General features: G+C 62.7%; 13 protein-coding genes. 6 read left to right on the top strand and 7 right to left on the bottom strand.

Translation table 11 applies throughout. The features are described 5' to 3' along the window. Positions 1-85 precede the first annotated feature (85 nt). Both PSH86_RS06235 and dinG read right to left on the bottom strand, forming a co-directional pair. A complete protein-coding gene (locus PSH86_RS06235; protein ID WP_163855102.1) occupies positions 86-1,231 on the bottom strand; it encodes a serine hydrolase domain-containing protein in 1,146 nt (381 codons plus the stop codon). 126 nt (positions 1,232-1,357) lie between these two features. Continuing rightward, the gene (gene dinG, locus PSH86_RS06230; RefSeq protein WP_092329194.1) at positions 1,358-3,502 is read right to left on the bottom strand and encodes an ATP-dependent DNA helicase DinG; all 2,145 of its coding nucleotides are present in this window, start codon (positions 3,500-3,502) and stop codon (positions 1,358-1,360) included. 99 nt (positions 3,503-3,601) lie between these two features. On the opposite strand from dinG, the gene PSH86_RS06225 reads away from it, so the two are divergent. Beyond that, complete coding sequence (locus tag PSH86_RS06225; RefSeq protein ID WP_109755704.1) at positions 3,602-4,066, top strand: CopD family protein; 465 nt, start codon at positions 3,602-3,604, stop codon at positions 4,064-4,066. A 126-nt stretch (positions 4,067-4,192) separates the two neighbouring features. Here the strand turns inward: PSH86_RS06225 and PSH86_RS06220 are convergent, their stop codons facing one another. From PSH86_RS06220 to PSH86_RS06205, 4 genes are all read right to left on the bottom strand, one after another. Continuing rightward, positions 4,193-4,951, bottom strand: coding sequence for a collagen-like protein (locus tag PSH86_RS06220; protein ID WP_176688529.1), 759 nt, complete (start codon positions 4,949-4,951; stop codon positions 4,193-4,195). Further along, positions 4,944-5,216: a DUF1145 domain-containing protein gene (locus PSH86_RS06215; protein ID WP_116831602.1), complete on the bottom strand. Its 273-nt coding sequence runs from the start codon at positions 5,214-5,216 to the stop codon at positions 4,944-4,946. Before PSH86_RS06215 ends, PSH86_RS06220 begins: the two co-directional genes overlap by 8 nt. A gap of 145 nt (positions 5,217-5,361) precedes the next feature. Further along, on the bottom strand, positions 5,362-6,087 hold the full coding sequence (locus tag PSH86_RS06210) for an OmpA family protein (protein WP_163855106.1): 726 nt from the start codon (positions 6,085-6,087) through the stop codon (positions 5,362-5,364). 90 nt (positions 6,088-6,177) lie between these two features. Further along, positions 6,178-6,873 carry an OmpA family protein gene (locus PSH86_RS06205; RefSeq protein ID WP_109755700.1) on the bottom strand — a complete coding sequence of 232 codons (696 nt, stop codon included), beginning with the start codon at positions 6,871-6,873 and terminating at the stop codon, positions 6,178-6,180. 192 nt (positions 6,874-7,065) lie between these two features. Between PSH86_RS06205 and PSH86_RS06200 the strand changes: the two genes are divergently transcribed. The 4 genes from PSH86_RS06200 to PSH86_RS06185 all read left to right on the top strand — a co-directional run bounded on the left by PSH86_RS06200 (position 7,066) and on the right by PSH86_RS06185 (position 8,820). Next, positions 7,066-7,563 carry a DUF6231 family protein gene (locus tag PSH86_RS06200; RefSeq protein WP_109755699.1) on the top strand — a complete coding sequence of 166 codons (498 nt, stop codon included), beginning with the start codon at positions 7,066-7,068 and terminating at the stop codon, positions 7,561-7,563. Positions 7,564-7,565: 2 nt separating this feature from the next. Then, positions 7,566-8,054, top strand: a complete 489-nt coding sequence (locus PSH86_RS06195) for a YchJ family protein (protein ID WP_305488610.1) — start codon at positions 7,566-7,568, stop codon at positions 8,052-8,054. A gap of 71 nt (positions 8,055-8,125) precedes the next feature. Next, positions 8,126-8,611: an LEA type 2 family protein gene (locus PSH86_RS06190; protein ID WP_109755698.1), complete on the top strand. Its 486-nt coding sequence runs from the start codon at positions 8,126-8,128 to the stop codon at positions 8,609-8,611. A gap of 5 nt (positions 8,612-8,616) precedes the next feature. Then, positions 8,617-8,820 (top strand): SEC-C metal-binding domain-containing protein, encoded by a 204-nt coding sequence (locus PSH86_RS06185; protein WP_003198420.1) that lies wholly within the window; start codon positions 8,617-8,619, stop codon positions 8,818-8,820. A 292-nt stretch (positions 8,821-9,112) separates the two neighbouring features. Here PSH86_RS06185 and PSH86_RS06180 read toward each other — a convergent pair whose 3' ends face one another. After that, positions 9,113-9,670, bottom strand: coding sequence for a cysteine hydrolase family protein (locus PSH86_RS06180; RefSeq protein WP_109755797.1), 558 nt, complete (start codon positions 9,668-9,670; stop codon positions 9,113-9,115). 207 nt (positions 9,671-9,877) lie between these two features. Here PSH86_RS06180 and PSH86_RS06175 point away from each other — a divergent pair, with 207 nt between their 5' ends. Next, positions 9,878-12,328 carry a penicillin acylase family protein gene (locus PSH86_RS06175; protein WP_116831600.1) on the top strand — a complete coding sequence of 817 codons (2,451 nt, stop codon included), beginning with the start codon at positions 9,878-9,880 and terminating at the stop codon, positions 12,326-12,328. Positions 12,329-12,416 lie beyond the last annotated feature (88 nt).

The raw sequence follows: 12,416 nt of genomic DNA, 5'->3' as shown, positions 1-12,416 counted from the left end.
AAAGGCCATGTTCGGGCCGCATAAACAGACGCTTGGAAACTGAAAAGGACACGAGGTTCCGGTGTCCGCTGCCTTCAATGGCGTTTTACAGACAAGTGGCTAACACCCTCGCCAGGTTCTGCGCGCGCGGATCCATCAGCACATAAGGCCCGAGTGTGTTGGTCACGAAACCAAAGGCAACATCCTGTTCCGGATCGGCAAACCCGATGGAGCCTCCCGCCCCCGGATGGCCGAATGCCCGTGGGCCGAGGCCGTAGGTCGCGTTCGGTACATCCGGTTGATCGAGCATGCAACCCAGGCCGAAACGGGTCCGGGTCAACAGTGTCTTGTCCTCGCCGAGGCTGTGCTGGCGAGTCAGTTCGTCGAGCATTTCGCCTTCCAGCAGGCTGCCGTCCAACAGACCGGCGTAGAACCCGGCCAGGCTGCGGGCATTGCCGTGACCGTTGGCCGCCGGTTGCTGCATGCGTCGCCACTCCGGCTTGTTGGTGCTGGTCATGATCGACGGCGGGTTGGTGAAGGCCCGGGTGGTCATGGCCGTGGGCTCGCGCATCGTCACCTGCAACAGACGCTGGGCCGCTGCATCCCCCACGTTGCCTTTGCCACGGGCAATGTGGGCCACGCGATGAAACTCCTCATCGGCCAGGCCGACATGGAAATCCAGGCCCAATGGCTTGGCAACGCGGGCCACGATGGAGTCCCCCGGGCCACGCCCATCGGCCCGGCGCAGCAGCTCGCCGACCAGCCAGCCATAAGTGATCGCCGCGTAGCCATGGCCTTCGCCCGGCGTCCACCACGGCGTTTCAGCGGCCAGGGCATCGACCATGGCTTGCCAATCATAAAGCGCCTCGGGCGGCAGCAATTCATGCAGAGCTGGTAGTCCAGCCTGATGGCAGAGCAACTGGCGCAGGGTGATGGATTGCTTGCCGGCGGCGGCAAATTCCGGCCAATAGCGGGCAACCGGGGCATCCAGTTGCAGCTTGCCTTCGGCTACCAGTTGCAAGGCAGTGACGGCGGTAAATGTCTTGGTGCAGGAAAACAGATTGGCGATGGTGTCGCTGTGCCAGGCTTCGCTGCCATCCTTATCGGCGGTACCGGCCCACAGATCGACGACAGTCCGGCCACCCACTTGAATGCACAACGCGGCGCCACGCTCCTGGGGATCATCGAACAGCGCCGCGAAGGCTTCACGCACCGCCTCGAACTGAAGTTCATAATGGCCTTGAATCTGCACCCGCAACTCCTTTGAAACAAACACTTTTTAAAGTGCTGGCATTGTTTCAGCCATTCAGGCTTTTGGGAACCGCCGCAAGACGGCTGACCGGACTGACACAGCCCCCGTCAAGCAAATCACCGGAATCTAGGAAATCTCCCGCCGAAACGGTGGCAGCGCATTGAGGATCGCCTTGCCGTAGCGCTGGGTTACCAGCCTGCGGTCAAGCAAGGTGATGGTGCCGCGGTCCTCTTCGGTACGCAGCAAGCGGCCACAGGCCTGGACCAGTTTCAGCGATGCGTCCGGCACGGAGATTTCCATGAACGGGTTGCCGCCACGGGCTTCGATCCACTCGGCCAGCGCGGCTTCCACCGGATCGTCAGGGACGGAGAACGGGATCTTGGCGATCACCACGTGCTCGCAATAGGCACCGGGCAAATCCACGCCTTCGGCAAAACTCGCCAGGCCGAAGAGCACGCTGGAGTCCCCGCCGTCGACCCGCGCCTTGTGCTTGTTCAGGGTTTCCTGCTTCGACAGGTTGCCCTGGATGAACACCTGTTTGCGCCAGTCACGGTCAAGCCCATCGAACACGTCCTGCATCTGTTTACGCGAGGAAAACAACACCAGGGTGCCCCGCGAGCCTTCCACCAATTCCGGCAAGTCACGAATGATCGCCGCAGTGTGGGCGGCGGCATCCCGTGGGTCGGCCTTGAGGTCTGGCACCCGCAACACGCCGGCATCGGCGTGATGGAAGGGGCTCGGAACCACCGCGGTCACGGCTTTCTTCGGCAGGCCGGCGCGCATGCGGAAACGGTCGAACGTGCCCAGGGCGGTCAGCGTGGCGGATGTCACCAACGCACCGTAGGCCACGTTCCACAGGTTGCGCCGCAGCATTTCCGCCGCCAGGATCGGGCTGGCATTGACCTCGATGTCAAACAGCGAACCGCTTTCGGCCAGGGTCAGCCACCGGGCCATCGGCGGGTTGTCCTCCGGGTCCTCGGCGGTGAAGGCCGTCCACAGTTCCCAGTTGCCCTGGGAGCGGGACAACAGGCTGCCAAATAGCGGGTACCATTCCTCGGCCTGGTTGCTGGCGATGCCGATGTTGACCTCGCCATCCATGCCTTCCTTGAGCAGGTCGGTCAGGCGGGTGAACAGATCGGTCAGGCGGGCGAAGCCTTTCTTGAGCTCGATGCCCATTTCGCGCATGTGTTCAGGAATCACCCCGCCGACGAAGCGATGGCGTGGCCGCTCGCGGCCCTCGACGTCTTCGCCGGGCTTGAAGTCGGCCACTTGCTCGCAGGCGGTGAACATGAACTGCTGGTTCGTCTTGATTTCCCGCGCCAGCTCCGGCACTTGCTCGATGAACTTGCCCAGGTCACCCGGCAATGGATGCTGGGCCAGCAGTTTGGTGAGGTTCTTGGCGGTGGTTTCCAGCCAGTCGGCGGTGGAGCGTAGCCGGGTGTAATGGGCGAAATGGCCGATGGCCTTGTCCGGCAGGTGATGGCCTTCGTCGAATACGTAGATCGTGTCGCGCGGGTCCGGCAGCACCGCGCCACCGCCCAGGGCCAGGTCGGCCAGGACCATGTCGTGGTTGGTGACGATGACGTCGACCTTGCCCATGCCTTCGCGGGCCTTGTAGAAGGCGCACTGGCCGAAGTTCGGGCAATGGCGGTTGGTGCATTGGCTATGGTCAGTGGTCAGGCGCGACCAGTCGGCGTCTTCCAGGGCCGTGGACCAGCTGTCGCGGTCGCCGTCCCACTTATTGCCGGCCAGTTTCTCGATCATGCTGGTAAACAGCTTCTGGCTGGCCTCATCGACTTCGATCTTGAAGCCTTCTTCTTCGAACAGCTGGGCCGTGGCGGTCTGCGCCTGGCCTTCCTGGAGCAGCATGTCGAGCTTGGACAGGCACATGTAGCGCCCACGGCCCTTGGCCAGCGCGAACGTGAAGTTCAGGCCGCTATTGCGCATCAGGTCGGGCAGGTCCTTGTAGACGATCTGCTCCTGCAGGGCGACGGTCGCGGTGGCAATCACCAGGCGCTTGCCGGCGGCCTTGGCGGTGGGGATCGCCGCAAGGCTGTAGGCCACGGTCTTGCCGGTACCGGTGCCGGCCTCCACCGCCACGACGGCGGGCTCGCCACTGCGCCGGCCTTCGTCATCGGTGTCGATGTCACCCAGGACTTTTGCCACTTCGGCAATCATCAGGCGCTGGCCATATCGCGGCTTGAGGCTCTTGGCTTCGAGAAAACGCGAATAGGCGCCCTGGATCGTGGTTTTGAGTTCGGTGCTGATCATGAATGGTCGGGCGCTAAAAACGCTGGATAAATTTTCAGTGGTTCGGATCGGCGGCTATCATACCCCGCTAATGAATCCTGCGCAGAACGGAGTAACCCAATGACACCCTTTGCCCTTGTCTACACCCTGCATTTGCTGGCGGCCCTGGTTTGGGTCGGCGGCATGTTCTTCGCCTGGATGATCCTGCGCCCCGCCGCAATGACGGCACTTGAGGGCCCTGCCCGGCTCAAATTGTGGGTAGAAGTGTTTCAACGTTTTTTCGTCTGGGTCTGGGTGGCGGTGGTGCTTTTGCCGATCAGCGGTGTAGGCCTGATCCACGTGCGCTTCGCCGGCTTCGAAACCGCGCCGCGTTATGTGCAGATCATGATGGGCCTGTATGTGGTGATGGCGGCGCTGTTTATCCGCATCCAGGGCCTGCAACTGCCTTCGTTGCGTAACGCAGTGACTGCGCAGGATTGGCCGACGGGTGCGGCGGTGCTGGGGAGAATTCGCAAACTGGTGGGGATCAATTTGCTGATCGGGCTGCTGGTGGTGGCGATTGGCGCGGCGCGGCCGATGTTCTGAAAATATTGCACCTAACCCTGTGGGAGCGAGCTTGCTCGCGATGGCGGCACATCAGGCAATACTTGATCGACTGACCCAATGCCATCGCGAGCAGGCTCGCTCCCACAAGTCGGGATCAGATTTTCTTCAGAACCGCTGCACCGTCACCGCCCCCGCCGCGCCGGCAGGCCCCGGCTGGCCATCGGCACCCGGACGGCCGCTCTTGCCGCCGTCAGCGGTATAGACCAGACAACCCTTGGCCTTGCCACCGACACCGGGTTTGCCGCCGTGCCCAGCCGCGCCACCGGCGCCGCCGTCCACCGTCACCTTGATCTGCTCGGCAGGATAGGCGCGGGGCAGCTCAAGGCGTACCAGCGCACCGGCCGCACCGGGCTGGCCATCGCTGCCGTTGCTGCCGTCGGCCCCGCGACCGGCCGACCCCCAGGTGCAACCTGGCGCCTGGCCATTGGCGCCGTCCAGGCCGACGAAACCCGGCGCACCGGTGCCACCACGGGCATCCACCGACAACAGCGGCGCATTCAAGGCATTGAAGCGCAGGTTCAGATCCCGCCCCGGCCGCGCCGCCTTGGTGTAGGTACCCGGTGCGCCGCGTGAAGTGATCTGGCTGCCCTCGGCCAACTCAGCCTGGGCCACTTTCATTTCCAATACCTGCTGCGCCGGCACGATGGCGATCCGTGCTTCACGTCCCAGGTGCAATTGGTCGATGGTCAGTTCCGTGACATTGGAAGGCACCAGCAGCGTGCCGTAGTCGGCCACATCCAGCCGCTCCAGGGTCAGAGTACTAGTGGTGTTGGGCAGACGCATCAACGAATGGCTTTCGACCTGGACCACTTGGGCCGAAGCCCATGGGCATACGAGTGCGGCGAGCAGACACAATTTACGCATGGGAAGCCTCTGGCGCGGTCGGGAGGGTTTGCAGATGGAAGATGCCGAACAGCAGCACTCTGAGGCGATCGCGGCCAGGCGCGGGACGGCCACGAAAACTGGCCCTGAACACCAGCAGTTCCAATAGATGGAGCGCCAGTAAAAACGCTGCGGCGAAATTGACCAGCAGATGCAACGGATGGACGAACGGCACAATCAGGTTGACCAGCACCACCAGCCAGAACAGTAGGGTCAGTAAACGCCCCAGCCCCCAAAACACCTTCATATGCCCCTCCGATGAGTATTATTCTTTGGCCGCACAGTAACGGCTTGCGCGCAGGATAAGCCAGAGGGCAAGGCAAATTTAATTTACCGCCGGCCAGCGACCGCCGAACCGCCCTCCTCGCGATCCGACGGCTCTGGCTCAGGGCTCAACGCTGGATATGCAGCTCGACCCGACGGTTCTGTGCCCGCCCTTCGTCGGTTTCATTGTCAGCCACCGGCTCGCTTTCGCCCTTGCCTTCACTGGTGAGTTTGTCGGGAGCCAGCCCCTGGGTCAGCAAATACTCGACGACGCTGCTGGCCCGACGTTCGGACAGCCCCTGGTTATAGGCATCAGTGCCGACACTGTCGGTGTGCCCCACCACCCGGATGCTGGCGACATTGGCATGGCTGAGTTTGCCCATCAGCCCATCGAGTTGGCTTCGGGCTTCTGCGGTGAGATCGGATTTGTCGAAATCGAACAGCACCTTGCCGGCATCGTTAAGGGTGATGACTTCGGTGGCCGGTGCTTCAGGCTCGACCGGCGGGGCGCTGGCCGGGTATTGCGGCAGCGGGCAGCCGTGATGCTCGACGGGAGTATTGGCCGGCGTATCGGGGCAACGGTCGCGGCGGTCGAACACCCCGTCGTTGTCTTCATCGCCATCTTGGGCGTAGCAGATCAAACCACCGCCCAGCAGCCCCAACGCGGCGCCACCGGCGGCCCAGCCGCTGCTTTCGATGGCCCCCAATCCGCCACCGACCAAGCCGCCGATCAGGCTACAGATCGGCCAGGTGCGTTGATTGAGGGGGGCGCTGCCATCGCTGTGCGTGGCACAACCGGACAACACGCTGCTGGCCAGCAGCACCGGTAAGACGGCCTTGATAAGAACGTTCATGGTGAAGGCTCCTGTGTCACCGGCCCATACCGGTCACACAGGAGTAAAGACTGTCATCCGCCACTCTACAAGCCGCGGATGGCAAGGGTTTTAGCGATTTATCCGGATTTCCGTGCGACGGTTCTGGGCGCGTCCGTCGGCGGTCTTGTTGTCGGCCACTGGCTGGCTTTCCCCGGCACCACTCACCGAGACGAAACTGGCGCGAGGCACGCCTTGATCGACCAGGTAGTTCACCACCGAATTGGCCCGTTTCTCCGACAGGCGTTGGTTATAGGCATCGCTGCCGACGCTGTCGGTATGGCCGGTGACGCGCAATTGCGCGGTGGACGTTTCCTGTTTCAGCCGGGTGGCGACTGTGCTCAGGACCTCTTTGTCGCCCGGGGTCAACGTGGCTTTGTTGAATTCAAAGTGCACATCGCGGATCACGATGGTTTCTTCCTTGACCACTGCGGGTTCTTCAACCACCGGCGCTGGAGCGGGCGGTGGGCAACCGTCGGCATCGACCTGCACGCCCTTCGGTGTACCCGGGCACTTGTCGCGGCTGTCCGGCACGCCATCGCCGTCTTCGTCGCCGTCGCCATGGGCCCAGCACCAGCCCGCCGCAACGGTGCCGGCCACCAGCGCTCCCGGGCCGATCCAGGAACTGCTTTCGATGGCGCCCAGTCCCGCGCCGACAACACCACCAGTGGCCGCACAGATCGGCCAGTCGGTTTTCTGCAAACCTGCGCAACCAGTCAACACACTGGTTAGCAGAACCAGGGGTAACGCTGTCCGAACTATGCTCATTGGGTTTTCTCCTTGAGGGATCGGCTCTGCGCCGATTCAGGGGAGTAAAGACCCGTCTGCGGATCTGCGCCAGCCTGAGCAATCGCGGGTTTTCGCCCCGTGTTTGCGACGTTTGCGCCCATTCAGGGACAAACCGCTCTAGGCCAGGATGTCCGGGCAGGCTATCGTGACGCTTCTGACTGAGGAACTTCGATGACCGTTGCCATTTCTTCGCGTACGCCCCAGCAAGCCCTGGCGGCCGTGCTTGACCGTTATGCCCCGCAAAAACTGCTGTTGATCGGTGCCAGTGGCTTTCCCGCACTCGAAGCGTTCCAGCAGGCCCACCCCGACACCGAAGTGGTCCATGCCGGCCCAGGCGCGCTGCCGGCGGACGTGGCGGCGCGGCGTTTTGACCTGGCCCTGGCGCTCGATTGCCTGGAGCATTTGCCCAAGCGCGACGGTCTGAACCTGTTGGGCGGCATCCGCAATCTCAACGCCAGCCGTATCGCCGTGCTGGCAGACCTCAACGCCTGCGGCTGGCAAGAGACGGACTTTTTTTCCCTGGCCCTGCAAGCCAGCGAGCGATTCCAGCGCGAAGAGCAGGTGCTGACCCTGTTTACCTATGATCTGCTTGAATACAAGCAAGTCCCCGACTGGCTCAACTCGCGCTTTTGGGCCAACCCGGAAAACTTTGGAAAATATTGGTGGTAGCCGTGAACACAAGCCCGCACACACCCATTTGCCCCTGCGGCAGTGGCAACACACTGGACGCCTGCTGCGGCCATTACCACGACGGTCACCCGGCGCCTTGCGCCGAAGCCTTGATGCGCTCGCGCTACAGCGCCTACGTGCTGGGCCTGGTGGATTATCTGGTCGCCACCACCCTGCCCGCCCAGCAGCAAGGGCTCGATCGCCAGTCGATCAGCGAGTGGAGCGCCAACAGCACCTGGTTGGGACTGGAGGTGGAAAGCAGCGAAGTGTTCGGCGGGCAACCGGAGCACGCCTTTGTCACGTTCACGGCGCGCTGGCACGACGGCCAGGGAGAGCACCGCCACCGTGAACAATCTTCGTTCGTACAGAACAACGGGCGCTGGTACTTCATCGACCCGACCGTGCCAGTCAAGACTGGCCGCAACGACAACTGCCCGTGCGGCAGCGGGCACAAATTCAAGAAGTGCTGCGCCGGCTACTTCAATCGCTGACTTTTCGGAAACGTCCGACGCTCGTCCATCGGCCCATAGGGCTAGACTGGGGATAAACCAGAGGCACGGACATGACCCCACCATCACTCTTGCTGCGCATCACCTGCCTGCTGCTATTCGTCGGGCTCGGCGGCTGCGCGTCCTGGTGGGGTGAAGAAGCCCCTGAGCCACAAGTGCATCTGGTCAAGGTCGAGGTGGTGCGGGCCCGGCTGCTGGAACAGAAGTTCATGCTGCACTTTCGCGTCGACAACCCGGGCGACAGCGACCTGACCGTTCGCGGCCTGACGTATCGCATCCACCTGGGCGACCTGTTGCTGACCGAAGGTGAGCATGAACACTGGTTCACCGTACGCCCCAGACACAGTGCCTACTTCAAGGTGCCGATCCGCACCAACCTGTGGCCGCAGGTGCGGGATGTGGTGAAGTTGCTGGAGAAACCCCGGGAACAGATCCCCTATCGTCTGGAAGGTGAGCTGGAAACCGGATTATTCATCGCCCACTACGTGCACCTTGAGCGCAATGGCGTGATAATCGCCGCCGATTTTATTGCGGAGTAACCCCGATGACCCAGCAACCCCATGTCCACGGCCCTGATTGCAACCACGATCACGACCATCATCACGATCATGACCACGGCCACGTCCACGGCCCGAACTGCGGCCACGCCCACCAGGAACCGGTACGCAACGCCCTGAAGGATGTCGGCCGCAACGACCCTTGCCCATGCGGCAATGGCAAGAAATTCAAGAAGTGCCACGGGGCTTGAAGGTTCGGGCGCAGATAATCTTCGCCTGTTGAATCGCTATCGCGAGCAGGCTCGCTCCCACAGGGGGTCTGCGGCGCTCGTAAGGCCGGGGCTCACCACCGACCTCTGTGGGAGCGGGCTTGCTCGCGAATGCGGCGGGTCAGTTGGCATTGATTAACCTGACACACCCTCTTCGCGAGCAAGCCCGCTCCCACAAGGGCATTGCGGTGAAGCGATATTCCATGATCAGTGCAGAGTCCAGTGTGGGAGCGAGCCTGCTCGCGATGAGGCCGGCACTTTCAATGCCTGTCTATCAGACTGCCTCAAGAACCCGCTTCACACTGACCACCGTCGCATACTCGCCATGCAAGTTGCCCAGGGACATGGCGTGCACCTCGCCAGCCGAACGGGCATTGCCGAAATAGTCGGTCTTGTCGAAGGTAAAGCAGGCATCCTCGACCACCCACGTGTCGAACCCCAGATTACCGGCCGTACGCGCCGTGGACTCCACCGAGTTGTGCGTCGCCACGCCGACGATCACCAGTTGCCCGATGCCTGCCCTGCGCAGGTCTTCTTCCAGGGGCGTGCCACTGAACGCATCCGGCACCTGTTTTTGAATCAACCACTCCCCGGCCATCGGTTCGAACCGTGGCTGGACCTCCACGCCCGACTGTCCCGGCCAGAACACCGAATCCGGCGAGCGGGACAAGTGGTGGACATGAATCACCGGTCGAACCGTGTGCCGCCAGAAAGCCAGAAGCTCCAGCATCCGCAGTTCTGCCTCGGGGTTGTTGCGAGGGCCGAGCCTGGGGTGAAGAATGCCTTTTTGTTGATCGATGAGGATCAGCGCTGCGTTGATCTGTAGCTCCATGCCGATTTCCTCTTGCTCAGTCATTGAATTTCCACACTTGGGCATCACCTCTTCCTGACAGGCAAGCCCTCGAGCGAAAGAGCTTACCCGAGCCCTGGGTTTTGTCGCCAAATCAACAAATAACCCTCGCCCCCGCTTGCGCGCCCCCCTCCTGCTCACTAACGTAGCGCCTTTATTGCCGCCACCCCCTCCCGCAGGAGCTTTGCCATGGCCTCGCCAGCCTCTATTTCCTTCATCCCCCGGCTCGGCGTTGCCGCCGCGGTGGCCAGTATGCTCGGTTTGAGCGGATGCCAGACCTGGAATGCCCAGGACACTGTCCCGCCCACTTCCGGCGTGCAGCCGCTCAAGGGGCTGGCGCAGAACGTCTCGGTCCGCCGCAATGCCACGGGCATGCCGCTGATCGAAAGCAACAGCTTTCATGACGCCCTGTTCACCCTCGGCTACGTCCATGCCAGTGACCGCATCACCCAGATGGTGACCCTGCGTCTGCTGGCCCAGGGGCGGTTGGCAGAGATGTCCGGCGCCGAACGGCTGGACGTCGACCGCTACATGCGCGCCGTCAATCTGAAGAAAAACGCCGATGAGCTGTACAAGGCGTCTTCGCCACGGCTCAAGCGCTTCTTCGAAGTCTATGCCCGCGGCGTCAACGCCTACCTGTTCCGCTACCGCGACAAGTTGCCGGCGGACTTGGCCGCCACCGGTTACAAACCCGAGTACTGGAAACCGGAAGACTCGGCGCTGATGTTCTGCCTGCTGAATTTCAGCCAATCGGCCAACCTGCCGGAAGAAATCGCTAGCCTGGTGCTGGCCCAGACGGTCACCAACGACAAACTCGCCTGGCTGAGCCCGTCCTATCCAGATGAACAACTGCCCCAGGCCGAAGCCGACAAGCTTCAGGGCGTGCGGCTCAACGGCCAGATTCCGGGCCTGAACGAGATCAGCAAGGCCACCAGCCAGTTGGCCGGGCTGAACCTTTTGAGTGCTGCCTCTTCGAGTAACTGGGCCATCGCGCCGCAACGCAGCCGCAGCGGCAAGAGCCTGTTGGCCAGCGACAGCCATGGCCCGCTGGGCATGCCAGGACTGTGGAGCCCCGTACAGATCCGGGCGCCCAAGTACCAGGCGGCCGGGGTTTCCGTGGCGGGCATTCCGATGATCCTGGCCGGTTTCAACGGCAAAGTGGCCTGGAGCATGACCAGCGTGCTGGGCGATAACCAGGACCTGTTCCTGGAAAAAATCCGTCGCCAGGGCAACGGCTTGTCCTACGAGGCCAACGGCAAATGGCAACCGGCAATCGTGCGCAACGAAACCTATTTCATCAAAGGCCAGCGGCCGATTCGTGAAGCGGTGTTCGAGACCCGCCACGGCCCGCTGCTCAACAGCGCCCAGGGCCCGGCCATGGCCAACGGCTTTGGCCTGGCGTTGCAGATGCCGAGCCTGGGCGACGACAAGACCCTGGATGCCTTCTTCGACCTGTCCCGGGCACAAAACGTCGAGAAAGCCTCCGATGCCAGCCGGGAAATCCGCGCCATGGCCGTGAATATGGTATTCGCCGACGCCAGCAACATCGGCTGGCAAGTCACCGGTCGCTACCCCAACCGCCGCGAAGGCGAAGGCCTGTTACCGTCCCCAGGCTGGGATGGTCGCTACGATTGGGACGGTTACGCCGACCCGATGCTGCACCCGTACGACCAGGATCCGGCCCAAGGCTGGCTCGGCACAGCCAACCAGCGGGTCATTCCCCACGGCTACGGCATGCAGTTGTCCAACTCCTGGGCCGCACCGGAGCGTGGCGAGCGCCTGGCCGAACTGGCCAGCGCGGGCAAGCACGACTCCCGCAGCCTGACCGCCATGCAATACGACCAGACCACGACCTTCGCCGCCAAACTCAAGAAGGTCTTCGAAGCCCCGGGCATGTCCCAACCGCTCAAACAGGCGATCGAAGCCCTGCCGGTGGCTGACCGGGCCAAGGCCCGCGAAGCCTATACCCGCTTGATGGCATTCGATGGCCGGCTCAGCCCGACCTCCGCCGATGCGGCGATCTATGAGCTGTTCCTGCAGGAAAGCATGAAGCAGATCTTCCTCGACGAACTGGGCCCGGACAGCAGCCCGGCGTGGAAAGCGCTGATCGCCAATGGCCAATTGTCCTACTCGGCCCAGGCCGATCATCTGCTGGCTCGCGAGGACAGCCCGTTCTGGGACGACGTGCGGACACCGCAGAAGGAAGACAAGGCCGTCATCCTGGCCCGCAGCCTCGCCGCGACCATCAGCGCCGGTGACAGCCAGTTGGGCGGTGACCACAAGGCTTGGCAGTGGGGCAAGTTGCATCGCTACGAGTGGAAGAACAGTAACGGCCAGATCGTGCGCGGACCGCTGCCGGCCGGTGGCGACGCCACCACGCTCAACACCGCGGCGTACGCCGTGGGGCAGGATTTCAATACCACCCTGGCACCGGCCATGCGTTTTATCGTTGACTTCGGCCAACCTGAACCGCTGATGATCCAGGACGGCACCGGCCAGTCCGGCAACCCGGTCAGCCCGAACTATGCCAATGGCATCGATCCGTGGATCAAGGGGCAGTATCAGAACCTGCCCTTGCAGCCGCAGAACTTCGATCGGGCCTATGGCAAGACGCGGTTGACCCTGGTGCCGGGCAAATAGACTCTCCACTGTGGCGAGGGGATTTAGCGAAACGTCGCACCGCCCCGCTGGGCTGCGAAGCAGCCCTGAAACCAAGCAACTCGATCTT

Origin of the sequence: Pseudomonas sp. FP2300 (assembly GCF_030687595.1) — a bacterium.
Taxonomy (GTDB): domain Bacteria; phylum Pseudomonadota; class Gammaproteobacteria; order Pseudomonadales; family Pseudomonadaceae; genus Aquipseudomonas; species Aquipseudomonas bijieensis.
This window is presented reverse-complemented; position numbering and strand designations above follow the sequence as displayed.

Bases quoted from the DNA above. Each gene is read 5' to 3' on its own strand.
- dinG (WP_092329194.1), bottom strand. From the start codon at position 3,502: ATGATCAGCACCGAACTCAAAACCACGATCCAGGGCGCCTATTCGCGT.
- PSH86_RS06225 (WP_109755704.1), top strand. From the start codon at position 3,602: ATGACACCCTTTGCCCTTGTCTACACCCTGCATTTGCTGGCGGCCCTG.
- PSH86_RS06220 (WP_176688529.1), bottom strand. From the start codon at position 4,951: ATGCGTAAATTGTGTCTGCTCGCCGCACTCGTATGCCCATGGGCTTCG.
- PSH86_RS06215 (WP_116831602.1), bottom strand. From the start codon at position 5,216: ATGAAGGTGTTTTGGGGGCTGGGGCGTTTACTGACCCTACTGTTCTGG.
- PSH86_RS06210 (WP_163855106.1), bottom strand. From the start codon at position 6,087: ATGAACGTTCTTATCAAGGCCGTCTTACCGGTGCTGCTGGCCAGCAGC.
- PSH86_RS06205 (WP_109755700.1), bottom strand. From the start codon at position 6,873: ATGAGCATAGTTCGGACAGCGTTACCCCTGGTTCTGCTAACCAGTGTG.
- PSH86_RS06200 (WP_109755699.1), top strand. From the start codon at position 7,066: ATGACCGTTGCCATTTCTTCGCGTACGCCCCAGCAAGCCCTGGCGGCC.
- PSH86_RS06190 (WP_109755698.1), top strand. From the start codon at position 8,126: ATGACCCCACCATCACTCTTGCTGCGCATCACCTGCCTGCTGCTATTC.
- PSH86_RS06185 (WP_003198420.1), top strand. From the start codon at position 8,617: ATGACCCAGCAACCCCATGTCCACGGCCCTGATTGCAACCACGATCAC.
- PSH86_RS06180 (WP_109755797.1), bottom strand. From the start codon at position 9,670: ATGGAGCTACAGATCAACGCAGCGCTGATCCTCATCGATCAACAAAAA.
- PSH86_RS06175 (WP_116831600.1), top strand. From the start codon at position 9,878: ATGGCCTCGCCAGCCTCTATTTCCTTCATCCCCCGGCTCGGCGTTGCC.